This window comes from Streptomyces sp. NRRL B-1140 (assembly GCF_001280065.1).
Classification (GTDB): Bacteria; Actinomycetota; Actinomycetes; order Streptomycetales; family Streptomycetaceae; genus Streptomyces.
Window position 1 is genome coordinate 66,529 of the sequence record NZ_LGEA01000014.1, and the last position, 17,587, is coordinate 84,115.

16 protein-coding genes are annotated in these 17,587 nt (G+C 69.9%); 14 read left to right on the top strand and 2 right to left on the bottom strand.

Annotated features, from left to right (window positions below):
• Positions 1 to 10 precede the first annotated feature (10 nt).
• From pdxT to relA, 10 genes are all read left to right on the top strand, one after another.
• Entirely contained in the window at positions 11 to 619 is a 609-nt protein-coding gene (gene pdxT, locus ADK65_RS03470) for a pyridoxal 5'-phosphate synthase glutaminase subunit PdxT (protein WP_053668288.1), read from the top strand.
• Positions 620 to 667: 48 nt separating this feature from the next.
• Positions 668 to 1,420: a YebC/PmpR family DNA-binding transcriptional regulator gene (locus ADK65_RS03475; protein ID WP_003988987.1), complete on the top strand. Its 753-nt coding sequence runs from the start codon at positions 668 to 670 to the stop codon at positions 1,418 to 1,420.
• 124 nt (positions 1,421 to 1,544) lie between these two features.
• On the top strand, positions 1,545 to 2,084 hold the full coding sequence (gene ruvC, locus ADK65_RS03480; protein WP_053668289.1) for a crossover junction endodeoxyribonuclease RuvC: 540 nt from the start codon (positions 1,545 to 1,547) through the stop codon (positions 2,082 to 2,084).
• Positions 2,081 to 2,686 carry a Holliday junction branch migration protein RuvA gene (gene ruvA, locus ADK65_RS03485; protein WP_053668290.1) on the top strand — a complete coding sequence of 202 codons (606 nt, stop codon included), beginning with the start codon at positions 2,081 to 2,083 and terminating at the stop codon, positions 2,684 to 2,686. Before ruvC ends, ruvA begins: the two co-directional genes overlap by 4 nt.
• Positions 2,687 to 2,710: 24 nt before the next feature.
• The gene (ruvB, locus tag ADK65_RS03490; protein ID WP_053668291.1) at positions 2,711 to 3,781 is read left to right on the top strand and encodes a Holliday junction branch migration DNA helicase RuvB; all 1,071 of its coding nucleotides are present in this window, start codon (positions 2,711 to 2,713) and stop codon (positions 3,779 to 3,781) included.
• Between the two features lie 196 nt (positions 3,782 to 3,977).
• Positions 3,978 to 4,469 (top strand): preprotein translocase subunit YajC, encoded by a 492-nt coding sequence (gene yajC, locus ADK65_RS03495; RefSeq protein ID WP_053668292.1) that lies wholly within the window; start codon positions 3,978 to 3,980, stop codon positions 4,467 to 4,469.
• A gap of 132 nt (positions 4,470 to 4,601) precedes the next feature.
• A complete protein-coding gene (secD, locus tag ADK65_RS03500; protein ID WP_053668293.1) occupies positions 4,602 to 6,356 on the top strand; it encodes a protein translocase subunit SecD in 1,755 nt (584 codons plus the stop codon).
• A 1-nt stretch (position 6,357) separates the two neighbouring features.
• Complete coding sequence (gene secF, locus ADK65_RS03505) at positions 6,358 to 7,473, top strand: protein translocase subunit SecF (protein WP_053668294.1); 1,116 nt, start codon at positions 6,358 to 6,360, stop codon at positions 7,471 to 7,473.
• Positions 7,470 to 8,009: an adenine phosphoribosyltransferase gene (locus ADK65_RS03510; protein ID WP_053668295.1), complete on the top strand. Its 540-nt coding sequence runs from the start codon at positions 7,470 to 7,472 to the stop codon at positions 8,007 to 8,009. Before secF ends, ADK65_RS03510 begins: the two co-directional genes overlap by 4 nt.
• Before the next feature lie 203 nt (positions 8,010 to 8,212).
• Positions 8,213 to 10,735, top strand: coding sequence for a GTP pyrophosphokinase (relA, locus tag ADK65_RS03515; RefSeq protein ID WP_053668296.1), 2,523 nt, complete (start codon positions 8,213 to 8,215; stop codon positions 10,733 to 10,735).
• Positions 10,736 to 10,805: 70 nt separating this feature from the next.
• Here relA and ADK65_RS03520 read toward each other — a convergent pair whose 3' ends face one another.
• Both ADK65_RS03520 and ADK65_RS03525 read right to left on the bottom strand, forming a co-directional pair.
• The gene (locus ADK65_RS03520; RefSeq protein ID WP_053668297.1) at positions 10,806 to 12,035 is read right to left on the bottom strand and encodes a DUF349 domain-containing protein; all 1,230 of its coding nucleotides are present in this window, start codon (positions 12,033 to 12,035) and stop codon (positions 10,806 to 10,808) included.
• Between the two features lie 135 nt (positions 12,036 to 12,170).
• Entirely contained in the window at positions 12,171 to 13,016 is an 846-nt protein-coding gene (locus tag ADK65_RS03525) for a peptidylprolyl isomerase (RefSeq protein ID WP_053668298.1), read from the bottom strand.
• Between the two features lie 167 nt (positions 13,017 to 13,183).
• Between ADK65_RS03525 and ADK65_RS03530 the strand changes: the two genes are divergently transcribed.
• The 4 genes from ADK65_RS03530 to ADK65_RS03545 all read left to right on the top strand — a co-directional run bounded on the left by ADK65_RS03530 (position 13,184) and on the right by ADK65_RS03545 (position 17,456).
• Positions 13,184 to 13,891 (top strand): MBL fold metallo-hydrolase, encoded by a 708-nt coding sequence (locus ADK65_RS03530; protein ID WP_053668299.1) that lies wholly within the window; start codon positions 13,184 to 13,186, stop codon positions 13,889 to 13,891.
• Positions 13,892 to 13,902: 11 nt separating this feature from the next.
• On the top strand, positions 13,903 to 15,165 hold the full coding sequence (gene hisS / locus ADK65_RS03535) for a histidine--tRNA ligase (RefSeq protein ID WP_053668300.1): 1,263 nt from the start codon (positions 13,903 to 13,905) through the stop codon (positions 15,163 to 15,165).
• A gap of 224 nt (positions 15,166 to 15,389) precedes the next feature.
• Positions 15,390 to 16,046, top strand: a complete 657-nt coding sequence (locus ADK65_RS03540) for a vitamin K epoxide reductase family protein (RefSeq protein WP_053668301.1) — start codon at positions 15,390 to 15,392, stop codon at positions 16,044 to 16,046.
• Positions 16,047 to 16,103: 57 nt separating this feature from the next.
• Positions 16,104 to 17,456, top strand: coding sequence for a replication-associated recombination protein A (locus ADK65_RS03545; protein ID WP_053668302.1), 1,353 nt, complete (start codon positions 16,104 to 16,106; stop codon positions 17,454 to 17,456).
• Positions 17,457 to 17,587 lie beyond the last annotated feature (131 nt).

The following is a 17,587-nucleotide window of genomic DNA, read 5'->3' on the forward strand; positions in this document are numbered from 1 at the left end:
ACAGGAATCCATGAGCGACATCCCCGTCATAGGCGTCCTGGCCCTCCAGGGCGACGTACGGGAGCACCTCGTCGCCCTGGCCGCGGCCGATGCCGTGGCCAGGCCGGTGCGGCGCCCCGAAGAGCTCGCCGAGGTGGACGGCCTCGTCCTCCCCGGCGGCGAGTCCACCACCATCTCCAAGCTGGCCGTCCTGTTCGGCCTGATGGAGCCCCTTCGCGCGCGCGTGCGCAACGGTATGCCCGTCTACGGCACCTGCGCCGGCATGATCATGCTCGCCGACAAGATCCTCGACCCGCGCTCGGGCCAGGAGACCATCGGCGGCATCGACATGATCGTGCGCCGCAACGCCTTCGGACGGCAGAACGAGTCCTTCGAAGCGGCCGTCGACATCCGCGGCATCGAGGGCGATCCTGTCGAGGGCGTCTTCATCCGGGCCCCCTGGGTGGAGTCCGTCGGGGCCCGGGCCGAGGTGCTCGCCGAGCACGACGGCCACATCGTCGCGGTCCGCCAGGGCACCGCGCTGGCCACGTCGTTCCACCCGGAACTGACCGGCGACCACCGCGTGCACGCCCTGTTCGTCGACATGGTGCGGGGGAACCGGACAGCGGAGTCCTTGTAGGATTCCTGCGTTCGTTGCTGAGATGGGTTACGCGAAGGAGACAGGCAGATGTCCGGCCACTCTAAATGGGCCACGACGAAGCACAAGAAGGCCGTCATCGATGCCAAGCGCGGCAAGCTCTTCGCGAAGCTGATCAAGAACATCGAGGTCGCGGCGCGGATGGGCGGCGTCGACCTCGAGGGCAACCCGACGCTCTACGACGCCGTCCAGAAGGCCAAGAAGCAGTCGGTCCCGAACAAGAACATCGACTCCGCGATCAAGCGTGGTGGCGGTCTCGAGGCCGGCGGCGCCGACTACGAGACGATCATGTACGAGGGTTACGGCCCGAACGGCGTGGCCGTGCTCATCGAGTGCCTCACCGACAACCGCAACCGCGCCGCCTCCGACGTCCGCGTCGCCATGACCCGCAACGGCGGCTCGATGGCCGACCCGGGCTCGGTGTCGTACATGTTCAGCCGCAAGGGCGTCGTCATCGTCCCCAAGGGCGAGCTGACCGAGGACGACGTCCTCACGGCCGTCCTGGACGCGGGCGCCGAGGAGGTCAACGACCTCGGTGAGTCCTTCGAGGTCATCAGCGAGGCCACCGACCTGGTCGCGGTCCGCACCGCCCTCCAGGACGCCGGCATCGACTACGACTCCGCCGACTCCAGCTTCGTGCCGTCCGTCCAGGTCGAACTGGACGAGGAGGGCGCCAAGAAGATCTTCAAGCTGATCGACGCGCTCGAGGACAGCGACGACGTGCAGAACGTCTTCGCCAACTTCGACGTGAGCGACGAGGTCATGGAGAAGGTCGACGCGTAACTCCGGACTCCGCATTTCCGGACTCCACCGGGTCGACGGGCCGACGGGACACACCCCGTCGGCCCGTCGCGTTGTCGGTGGCACCCGATAGCCTGCACAAACAGGTGAGCGAAAGGGAGGGCGCGTGCGCGTACTGGGGGTGGACCCGGGACTGACCCGGTGCGGTGTCGGCGTGGTCGAGGGCGTCGCCGGACGGCCGCTCACGATGATCGGCGTCGGAGTCGTCCGCACACCCGCCGACGCCGACCTCGGCCACCGCCTCGTGGCGGTCGAACAGGGCATCGAGCAGTGGCTCGACGAGCACCGGCCGGAATGCGTCGCCGTGGAACGCGTCTTCAGCCAGCACAACGTGCGTACGGTGATGGGCACCGCCCAGGCCAGCGCCGTCGCCATGCTCTGCGCCGCCCGCCGCGGGATCCCCGTGGCGCTGCACACCCCGAGCGAGGTCAAGGCCGCCGTCACCGGCAGCGGCCGGGCCGACAAGGCACAGGTCGGCGCCATGGTGACCCGCCTGCTCCGGCTCAGCGCCCCGCCCAAGCCCGCCGACGCCGCCGACGCCCTCGCTCTCGCCATCTGCCACATCTGGCGCGCCCCCGCCCAGAACCGACTCCAGCAGGCCGTCGCCCTGCACACCGCACCCACACCGAAAGGCCGGACGGCATGATCGCCTTCGTCAGCGGCACAGTGGCCGCGCTCGCCCCGGACGCCGCGGTCGTCGAGGTCGGCGGCGTCGGCATGGCCGTCCAGTGCACGCCGAACACGCTGTCGACGCTCCGCATGGGCCAGCCCGCCAAGCTGCACACGTCCCTGGTCGTCCGCGAGGACTCCCTCACCCTGTACGGGTTCGCGGACGACGACGAGCGGCAGGTCTTCGAGCTGCTCCAGACCGCGAGCGGCGTCGGACCGAGACTCGCCCAGGCGATGCTGGCCGTGCACAGCCCGGACGCGCTGCGCCGGGCCGTCGCCACCGGCGACGAGAAGGCCCTCACGGCCGTCCCCGGCATCGGGAAGAAGGGGGCCCAGAAGCTGCTCCTGGAGCTGAAGGACCGGCTCGGCGCACCGGTCGGAGCACCCGCCGTCGGCGCACCGGTCAGCACCGGCTGGCGCGACCAGCTGCACGCGGCTCTGATCGGCCTCGGCTACGCGACCCGGGAGGCCGACGAGGCCGTCGCCGCCGTGAGCCCGCAGGCCGAGGCCGTCGAGGGCACGCCACAGGTGGGGCAGCTACTGAAGGCGGCCCTGCAGACACTGAACCGAGCCCGCTGATCCACGACCCTCTGAGGCACATCCATGAACTGGGACGACACGACCGACACCACCGCCGGCGAGCGGCTGGTGGACTCTGTCGCCGACCGTGAGGACCAGGCCGTCGAGGCAGCCCTGCGCCCCAAGGACCTGGACGAGTTCATCGGCCAGGAGAAGGTCCGCGAGCAACTCGACCTCGTGCTGCGCGCCGCACGCGCGCGCGGGGCCACGGCCGACCACGTGCTGCTGTCCGGCGCCCCGGGCCTCGGCAAGACCACCCTGTCGATGATCATCGCGGCCGAGATGGGCGCCCCGATCCGCATCACCTCGGGCCCCGCGATCCAGCACGCCGGCGACCTCGCCGCGATCCTCTCCTCCCTCCAGGAGGGCGAGGTGCTCTTCCTCGACGAGATCCACCGCATGTCCCGGCCCGCCGAGGAGATGCTGTACATGGCCATGGAGGACTTCCGCGTCGACGTCATCGTCGGCAAGGGCCCCGGGGCCACGGCCATTCCCCTGGAGCTGCCCCCCTTCACCCTGGTCGGCGCGACCACCCGGGCCGGCCTGCTGCCCCCGCCGCTGCGCGACCGGTTCGGCTTCACCGCACACATGGAGTTCTACGAACCGGCCGAACTGGAGCGGGTCATCCACCGCTCGGCCGGTCTCCTGGAGGTCGAGGTCCGGCCGGAGGGCGCCGCCGAGATCGCCGGACGCTCCCGCGGCACGCCGCGCATCGCCAACCGCCTGCTGCGTCGCGTCCGCGACTATGCGCAGGTCAAGGCCGACGGGCTGATCACCAGGGACATCGCGGCGGCCGCCCTCGCGGTGTACGAGGTGGACGCCCGCGGTCTCGACCGCCTCGACCGGGGTGTGCTGGAAGCGCTGCTCAAGCTGTTCGGCGGCGGCCCGGTCGGCCTCTCCACGCTCGCTGTCGCGGTGGGAGAGGAACGTGAGACCGTGGAGGAGGTCGCAGAGCCCTTCCTCGTACGGGAGGGACTGCTGGCCCGCACCCCCCGCGGCCGGGTCGCCACGCCCGCCGCATGGGCGCATCTCGGCCTCACCCCGCCACGCTCCCAGGCCACCGGAAACGGACAACAGGACCTGTTCGGGGCGTGACGGGGCCGTCACGGCTCCGGGGCGCCCAGGCCACGGCGAGGTCACTGGCCGGACCAGGAACCCCGGTGCCATGCTGAGCGTTGTTCCATGCGCGCGGACTCGCTTAGACTCCGCCGATGCCGCCTTTGACGGCGGCGTACACACCCCCAACCATCTGGCCGCTCACAGCGCGGTCGTGTGAAGGAAGTACCGACCCGTGAGTCTCCTGACCCTCCTCCCGTTCATCGTGCTCATCGGGGCCATGTTCCTGATGACCCGATCGGCAAAGAAGAAGCAGCAGCAGGCCGTGGAGATGCGGAACCAAATGCAGCCCGGCAGCGGCATCCGCACCATCGGGGGCATGTACGCCACGGTCAAGGAGGTCAACGAGGACACCGTCCTCGTCGACGCCGGTCCCGGCGTCGAGCTCCTCTTCGCCAAGAACGCCATCGGCGCCGTGCTCACGGACGACGAGTACAACCGCATCGTCCACGGCATCGAGCACGACCTGAAGTCCGACGCCGACCTCGTCCCGGACGACGCCTCCTCCCTCACCGGGACCGGCGACTCCGCCGCCGACGCCCCCGCTGACGACAAGGCCGTCGACCTCGGCAAGAAGGACACGGCCGATGAGCCGGCCGACGAGGCGACCGACGCGAAGACGGACGCAGAGCCGAAGAAGACCGACGGCGACTCCGAGGCGAAGTAGTCGTGTCCCGGGGTGCGCGGGCCAGGCCCGCGCACCCCGGGACACGCCCAGCTCGCACGGAATCCCGACACCATGTCATGGCCGCCCGTCCGCCGATGAGGAGCGAGGTGGCCCGAGAGGGAGTACGAGAAGGTGGCCACACCTAAAAAGGGCAGGAACGCGAGCGCCCAGAGCAAGCCGGGGCGCTCGCTGGCCCTGATCCTGATCGCCATCGTGGCGCTCACCGGTGGAATGTTCGCCTCGGGACACACGAAACCGCGTCTGGGCATCGACCTGGCCGGTGGTACGAGCATCACGCTCCGCGCGGTCCCCGAGGCCGGCAACGAGTCGGCGATCAACAAGACCAACATGGACACGGCCGTCTCCATCATGGAGCGCCGCGTCAACGGTCTGGGCGTCTCCGAGGCCGAGGTCCAGACACAGGGCCGCGACAACATCGTCGTGAACATCCCCAAGGGGACCAACTCCGAGCAGGCCCGCAAGCAGGTCGGCACCACCGCCAAGCTCTACTTCCGTCCGGTCATCGCCACCGAGGTCTCCGGCGGCAAGGGCGCGGCCAGCCCCTCCCCGAGCCCCTCCGGCAGCCCCTCGGGCAAGCCGTCCGGCAAGCCCGAGGCCACCGAGAAGAACTCCGCCTCCCCGTCCGCCACGCCCACCACCCAGGGCCGCGCGGTCACCGACGGGCTGAAGGCCGACGCCACGCCGTCCGCGAGTGCCTCGGACAAGCCCGAGTCCAGCCCCTCCCCGTCGGCGAGCGACGGCAGCGCCCAGGCCGATGCGAACGCGCTGCAGGCGAAGTACGCCAAGCTCGACTGCACGGACACCAAGACCCGCTCCACCGTGGGCGACGGCGTCAAGGCTTCCCAGCCCACCCTGGCCTGCGGCAAGAACTCGGGGGGCCAGTGGCAGAAGTACATCCTCGGCCCCGCCGAGGTCGACGGCACGGACGTCGACAAGGCCCAGGCCGTCCTGAACACCCAGACCGGTGCCGGCTGGACGGTCACGATGGACTTCACGGACGCAGGTGCCAAGAAGTTCGGCGACATCACCGGCAAGCTGGCCCAGAACCAGCCGCCGCAGAACCAGTTCGCGATCGTCCTGGACGGCGACGTGGTCTCCGATCCGTCCGTCCGGCAGGCCCTGACCGGCGGCAACGCCGAGATCTCCGGCAACTTCAACCAGCAGTCCGCCCAGGAACTGTCCAACATGCTGAGCTACGGCGCCCTGCCGCTGACCTTCAAGGTCGACAGCATGACGACCGTGACCGCAGCCCTGGGCGGTGACCAGCTGCACGCCGGTCTGATCGCCGGCGCGATCGGCCTCGCGCTGGTCGTCGTCTACCTGCTGGCCTACTACCGCGGTCTGTCGTTCGTCGCGATCCTCTCGCTCATGGTCTCCGCCGCCCTCACCTACACGCTGATGGCCCTGCTCGGCCCGGCCATCGGCTTCGCGCTGAACCTGCCGGCCGTGTGCGGTGCCATCGTCGCGATCGGCATCACGGCGGACTCGTTCATCGTCTACTTCGAACGCGTCCGTGACGAGATCCGCGAGGGCCGCACCCTGCGCCCCGCCGTCGAGCGGGCCTGGCCGCGCGCCCGGCGCACCATCCTGGTCTCCGACTTCGTGTCGTTTCTCGCCGCCGCGGTGCTGTTCATCGTCACCGTCGGCAAGGTCCGCGGCTTCGCCTTCACGCTCGGTCTGACCACACTGCTCGACGTGGTCGTGGTCTTCCTCTTCACCAAGCCGCTCCTGACCCTGCTGGCCCGTCGCCCCTTCTTCGCGAACGGCCACAAGTGGTCCGGCCTCGACCCGAAGAGCCTGGGTGCCCAGCCGCCGCTGCGCCGCACCCGCCGTCCCTCCGCCCCCGTCGAGACGAAGGAGGCGTGAGATGTCGAAACTCGGCAACCTCGGCGCCCGGCTGCACCGTGGCGAGATCGGCTACGACTTCGTCAAGAACCGCAAGATCTGGTACGGCCTGTCGATCCTGATCACCATCACGGCCATCGTCGGCCTGGCGGTGCGCGGCCTGAACATGGGCATCGAGTTCCAGGGCGGTGCCGTCTTCAACACCCCGAAGAACATGAGCGTCTCGGTGGCCCAGGCCGAGGAGTACGCGGAAACGGCCTCCGGCCACGACGCGATCGTCCAGAAGCTCGGTGACGGCAGCCTGCGGATCCAGGTCGCGGGCATCGAGACCGACAAGGCCAACCAGATCAAGGCCCAGCTCTCGGACGACCTCAAGGTCGACTCGGAGCAGATCAACGCCGAACTGGTCGGTCCCAGCTGGGGTGAGCAGATCGCCAACAAGGCCTGGCAGGGCCTCGGCATCTTCCTGATCCTCGTGGTGATCTACCTGGCGATCGCGTTCGAGTGGCGCATGGCGCTGGCCGCGTTCGTCGCGCTGATCCACGACATCACCATCACCGTCGGCATCTACGCCCTCGTCGGCTTCGAGGTCACACCGGGCACGGTGATCGGTCTGCTGACCATCCTCGGCTACTCGCTCTACGACACGGTCGTCGTCTTCGACAGCCTCAAGGAGCAGACGAAGGACCTCACCAAGCAGACCCGCTGGACCTACAGCGACGTCGCCAACCGCTCGATCAACAGCACCCTGGTCCGCTCCATCAACACCACGGTGGTGGCGCTGCTGCCGGTCGCGGGCCTGCTGTTCATCGGTGGCGGCGTCCTCGGCGCGGGCATGCTGAACGACATCTCGCTGTCGCTGTTCGTCGGCCTCGCCGCCGGTGCGTACTCCTCGATCTTCATCGCCACGCCGCTCGTCGCCGACCTCAAGGAGCGCGAGCCGCAGATGAAGGCCCTGAAGAAGCGCGTCCTGGCCAAGCGCGCCCAGGCCGCGGCCAAGGGCGAGACCGCGGTCCAGGACGACCACGAGGTGTACGCCGACGAGCCCGAGGACGCCGCACCCGCGGTGGTCGGGCCGCGCAACCAGCCCGCCTCCCGCAGCCGGGGCCGCGGCCGTCCCTCGGGGAAGCGCCGATGACCGACATCAGAGAGCTGCTCCTCAGCCGCATCAGGGACGTGGCGGACTACCCGGAGCCGGGCGTGATGTTCAAGGACATCACCCCGCTTCTGGCGGACCCGGCGGCGTTCACCGCGCTCACCGACGCCCTCGCCGAGATCGCCGAGAGGGCCGGGGCCACCAAGGTCGTCGGCCTGGAGGCCCGTGGCTTCATCCTCGGCGCCCCGGTCGCCGTCCGCGCCGGCCTCGGCTTCATCCCCGTACGCAAGGCGGGCAAGCTCCCCGGAGCCACCCTCGCCCAGGCCTACGACCTGGAGTACGGCTCGGCGGAGATCGAGGTGCACGCCGAGGACCTCACCGACGGGGACCGGGTGCTCGTCGTCGACGACGTCCTCGCCACCGGCGGCACCGCCGAGGCCTCCGTCGAGCTCATTCGCCGAGCCGGCGCCGAGGTCGCGGGTCTGGCCGTCCTCATGGAGCTCGGCTTCCTGAACGGCCGCGCCCGCCTGGAACCGGCGCTGAACGGTGCCCCCCTGGAGGCGCTGCTCACGGTCTGACGGCCGCGCAGCCGTCCCGGTGGACACCGGCACGGCACCGCAGAGGCGGGCCCGGAGGAATCCGGCGCCCGCCTCGTGCGTTACCTGCGTTTCCCGGGTAGACGGTCCTCACATCGGCCTGAAGGCGATCCCGGGGCACGGGATCGCTACCATGGGGGTCCGGAGCCTGACCGGGGGACCCGGATCGCGCACGAGGAGTCCTCTTGCCAGACGAGGCCCAGCACCTGACCGCCGCCAAGCCCGAGTCCGCCTCGGCAGCCGCGGCGAAGCCCGCGCCGAACGCGCCCCACGCGAAGAACGACACCCGCGGGCCCGTCGAGCACGCCCAGGCGGCGCCGGTCGACAAGCCCGCCGAGCAGGCGCGGCCCAAGCCCACCCCGCCCCCCGCGGTCCGTCAGGCGGCCGGCCAGCAGGCCCGTTCCGGCTCCTCCAACCGCGTCCGCGCCCGTCTGGCCCGGCTCGGTGTGCAGCGCGCGAACCCGTACAACCCCGTGCTGGAGCCGTTGCTGCGGATAGTCCGCGGCAACGACCCGAAGATCGAGACGGCCACGCTCCGCCAGATCGAGCGTGCCTACCAGGTCGCCGAGCGCTGGCACCGCGGCCAGAAGCGCAAGAGCGGCGACCCGTACATCACGCACCCGCTCGCCGTCACGACCATCCTCGCCGAGCTGGGCATGGACCCGGCCACGCTGATGGCCGGCCTGCTGCACGACACGGTCGAGGACACCGAGTACGGCCTGGAGGACCTGCGCCGCGACTTCGGCGACGTCGTCACGCTGCTCGTCGACGGCGTCACCAAGCTGGACAAGGTCAAGTTCGGTGAGGCCGCGCAGGCCGAGACCGTGCGCAAGATGGTCGTCGCCATGGCCAAGGATCCGCGTGTCCTGGTCATCAAGCTCGCCGACCGCCTGCACAACATGCGCACCATGCGCTACCTCAAGCGCGAGAAGCAGGAGAAGAAGGCGCGCGAGACCCTCGAGATCTACGCGCCGCTCGCCCACCGCCTGGGCATGAACACCATCAAGTGGGAGCTGGAGGACCTCGCCTTCGCGATCCTCTACCCCAAGATGTACGACGAGATCGTCCGGCTGGTGGCCGAGCGGGCACCCAAGCGCGACGAGTACCTGGCCATCGTCACCGACGAGGTCCAGCAGGACCTGCGGGCCGCCCGCATCAAGGCGACCGTCACCGGCCGCCCGAAGCACTACTACAGCGTCTACCAGAAGATGATCGTCCGCGGCCGGGACTTCGCGGAGATCTACGACCTGGTGGGCATCCGCGTCCTCGTGGAGACCGTCCGCGACTGCTACGCGGCCCTCGGCACCGTGCACGCGCGATGGAACCCGGTCCCCGGCCGGTTCAAGGACTACATCGCGATGCCCAAGTTCAACATGTACCAGTCGCTGCACACGACGGTCATCGGCCCCGGCGGCAAGCCGGTCGAACTGCAGATCCGCACCTTCGACATGCACCGCCGCGCCGAGTACGGCATCGCCGCGCACTGGAAGTACAAGCAGGAGGCCGTCGCCGGTGCGTCGAAGGTGCGCTCCGACGCGCCCAAGTCGTCCGGCAAGGGCAAGGACGACCACCTCAACGACATGGCCTGGCTGCGCCAGCTCCTGGACTGGCAGAAGGAGACGGAGGACCCGGGCGAGTTCCTGGAATCGCTGCGCTTCGACCTCTCCCGCAACGAGGTCTTCGTCTTCACCCCCAAGGGCGACGTCATAGCGCTCCCCGCCGGCGCCACCCCGGTCGACTTCGCGTACGCGGTGCACACGGAGGTCGGCCACCGCACGATAGGCGCCCGCGTCAACGGCCGGCTGGTCCCGCTGGAGTCCACCCTCGACAACGGCGACCTGGTGGAGGTCTTCACCTCCAAGGCGGCCGGCGCGGGCCCCTCCCGGGACTGGCTCGGCTTCGTGAAGTCACCGCGCGCCCGCAACAAGATCCGGGCCTGGTTCTCCAAGGAGCGCCGCGACGAGGCGATCGAGCAGGGCAAGGACGCCATCGTCCGCGCGATGCGCAAGCAGAACCTGCCGATCCAGCGCATCCTGACCGGCGACTCCCTGGTGACCCTCGCGCACGAGATGCGCTACGCCGACATCTCCGCGCTGTACGCGGCGATCGGCGAGGGCCATGTCTCCGCGCAGAACATCGTGCAGAAGCTGGTCCAGGCCCTCGGCGGCGAGGAGGCCGCCACCGAGGAGATCGACGAGTCGGTCCCGCCGGCCCGTGGCCGCAGTCGCAAGCGCCGCTCCAGCGCCGACCCGGGCGTCGTCGTCAAGGGCGTCGAGGACGTGTGGGTCAAGCTGGCCCGCTGCTGTACGCCCGTCCCCGGCGACCCCATCATCGGCTTCGTCACCCGCGGCAGCGGCGTCTCGGTGCACCGCAGCGACTGCGTGAACGTCGACTCGCTCTCCCGCGAGCCCGAGCGCATCCTCGACGTCGAATGGGCGCCCACCCAGTCCTCGGTCTTCCTGGTCGCCATCCAGGTCGAGGCCCTGGACCGCTCCCGGCTCCTCTCCGACGTCACCCGCGTCCTGTCCGACCAGCACGTCAACATCCTCTCCGCGGCCGTCCAGACCTCCCGCGACCGCGTCGCCACCTCCCGCTTCACCTTCGAGATGGGCGACCCGAAGCACCTCGGGCACGTACTGAAGGCGGTCAGGGGAGTGGAGGGCGTCTACGACGTGTACCGCGTGACATCGGCGCGCAGCAGGTCGTAACGGCCGCAGCGGCACACGAAAGGGGGGCTCCCGTACAGCGTGTACGGGAGCCCCCCTTCGCGTCGGCTGCTCAGCCTCCGAACTCCTGCAGGCCCTTCTGCGCCTGGTCCAGCAGCGCCTGCCGGCCGTCGAGCTCACGCTGGAGCTTGTCGGCCTTGGCGTTGTTGCCCTGGGCACGGGCCTGTTCGATCTGGCCCCGCAGCTTGTCCACGGCGGCCTGCAGCTGGCCGGTCAGGCCCGCGGCACGCGCGCGTGCCTCCGGGTTCGTCCGGCGCCACTCGGCCTCCTCGGCCTCCTGGATGGCCCGCTCGACCGCGTGCATCCGGCCCTCGACCTTCGGCCGGGCGTCGCGCGGCACATGGCCGATGGCTTCCCAGCGCTCGTTCACGTTCCTGAAGGCGGCCCGGGCCGCCTTCAGGTCCGAGACCGGCAGGAGCTTCTCAGCCTCCTCGGCGAGCTCCTCCTTCAGCTTCAGGTTCTCCGCCTGCTCGGCGTCGCGCTCGGCGAAGACCGAGCTGCGGGCCGCGAAGAACACGTCCTGGGCGCCGCGGAAGCGGTTCCACAGGTCGTCCTCGTGCTCGCGCTGTGCTCGGCCCGCGGCCTTCCACTCGGACATCAGCTCGCGGTAGCGCGCCGCCGTGGCGCCCCAGTCCGTCGAGTTCGACAGCGCCTCGGCCTCGGAGACCAGCCGCTCCTTGGTCTTGCGGGCCTCCTCGCGCTGCGCGTCGAGCTGCGCGAAGTGCTGCTTGCGCCGCTTGGAGAACGCCGACCGCGCGTGCGAGAACCGGTGCCACAGCTCGTCGTCGGACTTGCGGTCCAGGCGCGGCAGACCCTTCCAGGTGTCCACCAGGGCCCGCAGCCGCTCACCGGCCGCCCGCCACTGGTCGGACTGGGACAGCTCCTCCGCCTCGGCCACCAGCGCCTCTTTGGCGTGACGGGCCTCGTCGGACTGCTTCGCCCGCTGCGCCTTGCGCTCCTCGCGACGCGCCTCCACCAGCTCCACGAGCTTGTCCAGCCGGACCCGCAGGGCGTCCAGGTCACCCACCACGTGGTGCGCGTCGACCTGCTCCCGGATGTGGTCGATGGCCGCCTGGGCGTCCTTCGCCGACAGGTCGGTGGTCTTCACTCGCTTCTCGAGGAGGCCGATCTCGACAACCAGGCCCTCGTACTTGCGCTCGAAATAGGCCAGCGCCTCCTCGGGGGAGCCCGCCTGCCAGGAACCGACGACCTGCTCGCCGTCGGCCGTACGCACGTACACGGTCCCCGTCTCGTCGACGCGGCCCCACGGGTCGCTGCTCACAGCGCCTCCTCCACATGATGCCTGCGGGGGGCCTCAGCTCCCCCGGGCATCGTCCACAGTTTCGTCACGGCCAACATAGGCGACCGGCGGGGGGCCTGTCCGCATCCCGCGCGACCGAAATTTCGCAGTTGGGGGTCAGGATTTCGTGATCGTGGCCTTGTTGATCACGACCGTCGCGTTCGGTGCCGTATTGCCCGTCTGGGGGTCGGGGGCCTGCGCTCCGGCGTCCGCGATCTTCTTCAGAACCTTCATGCCCGCCTCGGACACCGTACCGAACGGCGTGTAGTCGGGGGGCAGCTGACTGTCCTGGTAGACGAGGAAGAACTGGCTGCCGCCGCTGTTGCGGCCCTGCTTCGTCTGCGCGTTGTACTGGTTCGCCATCGCGACCGTGCCCGCCGGGTACATCCCGCCCTTGAGGCTCTTGTCCTTCAGGTTCTCGTCGGGGATGGTGTAGCCCGGTCCGCCCATGCCGGTGCCCTTGGGGTCACCGCACTGCAGGACGTAGATGCCCTGGGCGGTGAGCCGGTGGCACTTGCTGTGGTCCAGGTAGCCCTTGCCGAGCAGGAAGTTGAACGAGTTGACGGTGTGCGGCGCGGCCGACGCCTTCAGCGCGACGTCTATCTCGCCGCAGGTGGTGTCCAGCTTCATCGTGTACTTGGCCGACTCGTCGATGGTCATGGCCGGTTCCTTCTTCCAGGTCTCCGACTTGACCTTGCCCGGAGCCGGCTTCTCGCACGGGTCCGGGGCCTTGCTGGGCGAGGCGCTCGGGGTGACCTCCGCGTTCGCGTTCTCCTTCTTGCCGTCGTCCTCGAACGGTTTGGTCAGGAAGACCGTCACCGAGAGCACCACGACCACGCCGAGAACCGAGGCGATCACGGAATTGCGGATACGGGCCTTGCGTCGCGCCTCCGTGCGCCGCTGCTGCTGCCGCAAGAACTTCTCCCGGGCGAGCTGACGCCGCCGCTGTTCCTGGCTGACCACCGGGTTCTCTCCTCATGGGTCTCGAACGTCGACAGGTACGCCTGCGTCCTGTGTGCCGAGCGCGTGCGTGTGACCCGTACCGTATATGGGTTCGCTGAGGAATCGGCAGCGCCGGTAGGCTCTGTGAGCAGCCGTAGCCGCCCGTATCGACACAACGAAGGACGATCGTGCTCATTGCCGGGTTCCCCGCCGGGGCCTGGGGGACGAACTGCTACCTCGTCGCCCCCGCCGCCGGTGAGGAGTGCGTGATCATCGACCCCGGCCATCAGGCCGCCGACGGCGTAGCGGAAGCGATCAGGAAGCATCGCCTCAAGCCCGTCGCCGTCGTCCTCACCCACGGCCACATCGACCATGTGGCCTCGGTCGTCCCGGTGTGCGGCGCGCACGACGTGCCGGCCTGGATCCACCCCGACGACCGGTACATGATGAGCGACCCGGAGAAGGGGATCGGCCGTTCCATCGGACTGCCGCTGCTGGGCGAGCTGACCGTGGGGGAGCCGGACGACGTCAAGGAGCTGACCGACGGGGCGAAGCTGGAGCTGGCGGGCCTGGAGCTGTCCGTCGCGCACGCGCCGGGCCATACCAAGGGGTCGGTGACCTTCGGCATGCCCGAGGCGGCGGACATCCCGCCGATCCTGTTCTCGGGTGACCTGCTGTTCGCCGGCTCCATCGGACGCACCGACCTGCCCGGCGGTGACATGGCCGAGATGCTCGACTCGCTGGCCCGCGTGTGCCTGCCGCTCGACGACTCGACCGTGGTGCTGTCCGGCCACGGCCCCCAGACGACCATCGGCCAGGAGCGCTCCACCAACCCGTATCTGCGGCAGGTGGCCGCCGGCCAGGGAGCCCAGCCCGCTCCCCGACGAGGAATGTGACGAGACCTTCCGTGAGCACCTTCAAGGCCCCCAAGGGCACGTACGACCTGATCCCGCCGGACAGCGCGAAGTACCTCGCCGTCCGTGAGGCGATCGCCGCTCCGCTGCGCAACTCCGGTTACGGCTACATCGAGACGCCGGGCTTCGAGAACGTCGAGCTCTTCGCACGCGGCGTCGGCGAGTCCACCGACATCGTCACCAAGGAGATGTACGCCTTCGAGACCAAGGGCGGCGACCGGCTCGCCCTGCGCCCCGAGGGCACGGCCTCCGTCCTGCGCGCCGCGCTGGAGGCGAACCTGCACAAGGCCGGCAACCTCCCGGTCAAGCTCTGGTATTCGGGCTCGTACTACCGCTACGAGCGCCCCCAGAAGGGCCGTTACCGCCACTTCTCCCAAGTCGGCGCCGAGGCGATCGGTGCCGAGGACCCGGCGCTGGACGCCGAGCTGATCATCCTGGCCGACCAGGCGTACCGCTCGCTGGGCCTGAGCGACTTCCGGATCCTGCTCAACAGCCTCGGCGACCAGGAGTGCCGCCCGGTGTACCGGACGGCGCTGCAGGAGTTCCTGCGGGGGCTTGACCTCGACGAGGACACCCTGCGCCGCGCGGAGATCAACCCGCTGCGCGTCCTGGACGACAAGCGCGAGTCGGTCCAGAAGCAGCTCGGGGACGCGCCGCTGCTGCGCGACTACCTGTGCGACGCGTGCAAGGCGTACCACGAGGAGGTCCGCGAGCTGATCACGGCGGCGGGCGTCTCCTTCGAGGACGACCCGAAGCTGGTCCGCGGCCTGGACTACTACACCCGCACCACCTTCGAGTTCGTCCACGACGGTCTCGGTTCGCAGTCCGCGGTGGGCGGCGGCGGCCGCTACGACGGCCTCTCCGAGATGATCGGCGGCCCCGCGCTGCCGTCCGTCGGCTGGGCCCTCGGCGTCGACCGCACGGTCCTCGCCCTGGAGGCGGAGGGCGTCGAGCTCGAACTGCCCGCGACCACCAGCGTGTTCGCCGTCCCGCTCGGCGAGGAGGCGCGCCGGGTCCTGTTCGCCAAGGTGACCGAGCTGCGCAAGAACGGCATCGCGGCCGACTTCTCCTACGGCGGCAAGGGCCTCAAGGGCGCCATGAAGAACGCCAACCGCAGCGGCGCCCGCTACACGGTCGTCGCCGGCGAGCGCGACCTCGCCGAGGGGGTCGTCCAGCTGAAGGACATGGAGTCCGGTGAGCAGACGGCGGTCGGCGTGAACGAGATCGTGGCCGAGCTGGAGGCACGGCTCGGCTGAGACGCGAGGGAGGAAGGCGCCGGGTACGGCGCCTCCCCCTGTCGCGCACCCCTCGGCTGGTTCGTACTTCTGTGCTGTCATGCGACAGGCGTTGGCCGGAACACAACTCTCGGGGACGACCGGACCGACATCCTTATGTCCACTGAACGGTGGGGACGGGCACCGGTGCGGCACAATGGGCCCTGCCCGAAGATGTTCAGGTCTCAAGTGACGGAATCGGCGTGATGAGCAAGACGACAGTCAAGGACGTCTCCGTGGAGCCCGAGCCACAGCGTGCCGAGATCGCGCCCCGCGCGGAGGGCGGCAGCCGGGCCCTCGCCCTGCTGCTGGTGATCACCGGCGCGGCCGGGCTGCTCGCCGCCTGGGTCATCACGATCGACAAGTTCAAGATCCTCGAGGCCAAGGTCGCGGGCAAGTCGTACACACCCGGCTGCAGCCTCAACCCCGTCGTCTCCTGCGGCAGCGTCATGGAGAGCAAGCAGGCCGCGGTCTTCGGATTCCCGAACCCGATGCTCGGCATCGTCTGCTACGGGATCGTCATCGGCGTCGGCATGGCACTGCTCGCCCGCGCCCGTTTCCCGCGCTGGTACTGGCTCACCTTCAACGCGGGCTGCCTCTTCGGCGTCGTCTTCTGCGCCTGGCTGATGTTCCAGTCCCTGTACCGGATCAACGCGCTGTGCCTGTGGTGCAGCCTGGCCTGGGTCGCCACGATCCTGATGTTCTGGTACGTCACGTCGTTCAACATCCGCAAGGGCTTCCTGCCCGCCCCGCACTGGCTCAAGAGCTTCTTCGGCGAGTTCACGTGGGTCATGCCCGTACTGCACATCGGCATCATCGGCATGCTGATCCTGACCCGCTGGTGGGACTTCTGGCTCAGCTGATCCGGGCCGCTGCGGGCCCGGGGCGGACTGTCAGTGCGGTGATTTAGGGTTTCTGACGTGGAGCCCGACCTGTTCACCGCCGCAGCCGAAGAACGCCAGGAGAAGGAGCCGTCCAGCAGCCCCCTGGCGGTGCGGATGCGCCCGCGCACCCTCGACGAGGTCGTGGGCCAGCAGCATCTGCTGAAGCCGGGCTCGCCCCTGCGCAGACTGGTGGGGGAGGCCTCCGGCCCGGCCGGGCCCTCCTCGGTGCTCCTGTGGGGCCCGCCCGGCACCGGCAAGACCACCCTGGCCTACGTCGTGTCCAAGGCGACCGACGCCCGCTTCGTGGAGCTGTCGGCGATCACCGCCGGCGTCAAGGAGGTGCGCGCGGTCATCGACGGCGCCCGCCGCGCCTCCGGCGGGTACGGCAAAGAGACCGTCCTCTTCCTCGACGAGATCCACCGCTTCAGCAAGGCCCAGCAGGACTCCCTGCTCCCGGCCGTCGAGAACCGCTGGGTGACGCTCATCGCCGCGACGACGGAGAACCCGTACTTCTCGGTCATCTCGCCCCTGCTGTCCCGCTCCCTGCTGCTCACCCTCGAACCGCTCACGGACGACGACATCAGGGCCCTCATCCGCCGGGCCCTCACCGACGAGCGCGGCCTCAAGGAGGCCGTCACCCTCCCCGCTGAGACCGAGGACCACCTCCTGCGGATCGCCGGCGGCGACGCCCGCCGCGCCCTGACCGCCCTGGAGGCGGCCGCCGGGGCCGCTCTCGACAAGGGCGAGGCGGAGATCGGCCTGACCACCCTGGAGGAGACGGTCGACCGGGCCGCCGTGAAGTACGACCGCGACGGCGACCAGCACTACGACGTGGCCAGCGCCCTGATCAAGTCCATCCGCGGCTCCGATGTCGACGCCGCCTTGCACTACCTGGCCCGCATGATCGAGGCGGGCGAGGACCCCCGCTTCATCGCCCGCCGTCTGATGATCTCCGCCAGCGAGGACATCGGCCTGGCCGACCCGACCGCCCTGCAGACGGCGGTCGCCGCCGCCCAGGCCGTCGCCATGATCGGCTTCCCCGAGGCCGCCCTCACCCTCAGCCACGCCACGATCGCCCTCGCCCTGGCGCCCAAGTCCAACGCCGCGACCACCGCGATCGGTGCCGCCCTGGAGGACGTCCGCAAGGGCCACGCCGGACCCGTGCCCGCCCACCTGCGCGACAGCCACTACAAGGGCGCGACCAAGCTCGGCCACGGCCAGGGCTACGTCTACCCGCACGACCTGCCCGAGGGCATCGCCGCCCAGCAGTACGCCCCGGACGAGCTGAAGAACCGCGAGTACTACGAGCCGACCCGGCACGGCGCCGAGGCCCGCTACGCGGACGCCGTGGAGTGGACCCGGAAGAACCTCGGTCGAAAGCGGTCCTGAGCACCCTGTAAACTCGTGCGGAGTGCCGCGTCCCGTGCAGTCAGAACGGGACAGTCGGCCGGAGCTCCGATCCCCCGGGATCGGCTCCAGGAGCGTCGCGCACCGTCGAACGGTGTCGCGGGCAGCCCACC

Bases quoted from the DNA above. Each gene is read 5' to 3' on its own strand.
- ruvA (WP_053668290.1), top strand. From the start codon at position 2,081: ATGATCGCCTTCGTCAGCGGCACAGTGGCCGCGCTCGCCCCGGACGCC.
- ruvB (WP_053668291.1), top strand. From the start codon at position 2,711: ATGAACTGGGACGACACGACCGACACCACCGCCGGCGAGCGGCTGGTG.
- ADK65_RS03540 (WP_053668301.1), top strand. From the start codon at position 15,390: ATGAGCAAGACGACAGTCAAGGACGTCTCCGTGGAGCCCGAGCCACAG.
- ADK65_RS03510 (WP_053668295.1), top strand. From the start codon at position 7,470: ATGACCGACATCAGAGAGCTGCTCCTCAGCCGCATCAGGGACGTGGCG.
- pdxT (WP_053668288.1), top strand. From the start codon at position 11: ATGAGCGACATCCCCGTCATAGGCGTCCTGGCCCTCCAGGGCGACGTA.
- secF (WP_053668294.1), top strand. From the start codon at position 6,358: ATGTCGAAACTCGGCAACCTCGGCGCCCGGCTGCACCGTGGCGAGATC.
- ADK65_RS03475 (WP_003988987.1), top strand. From the start codon at position 668: ATGTCCGGCCACTCTAAATGGGCCACGACGAAGCACAAGAAGGCCGTC.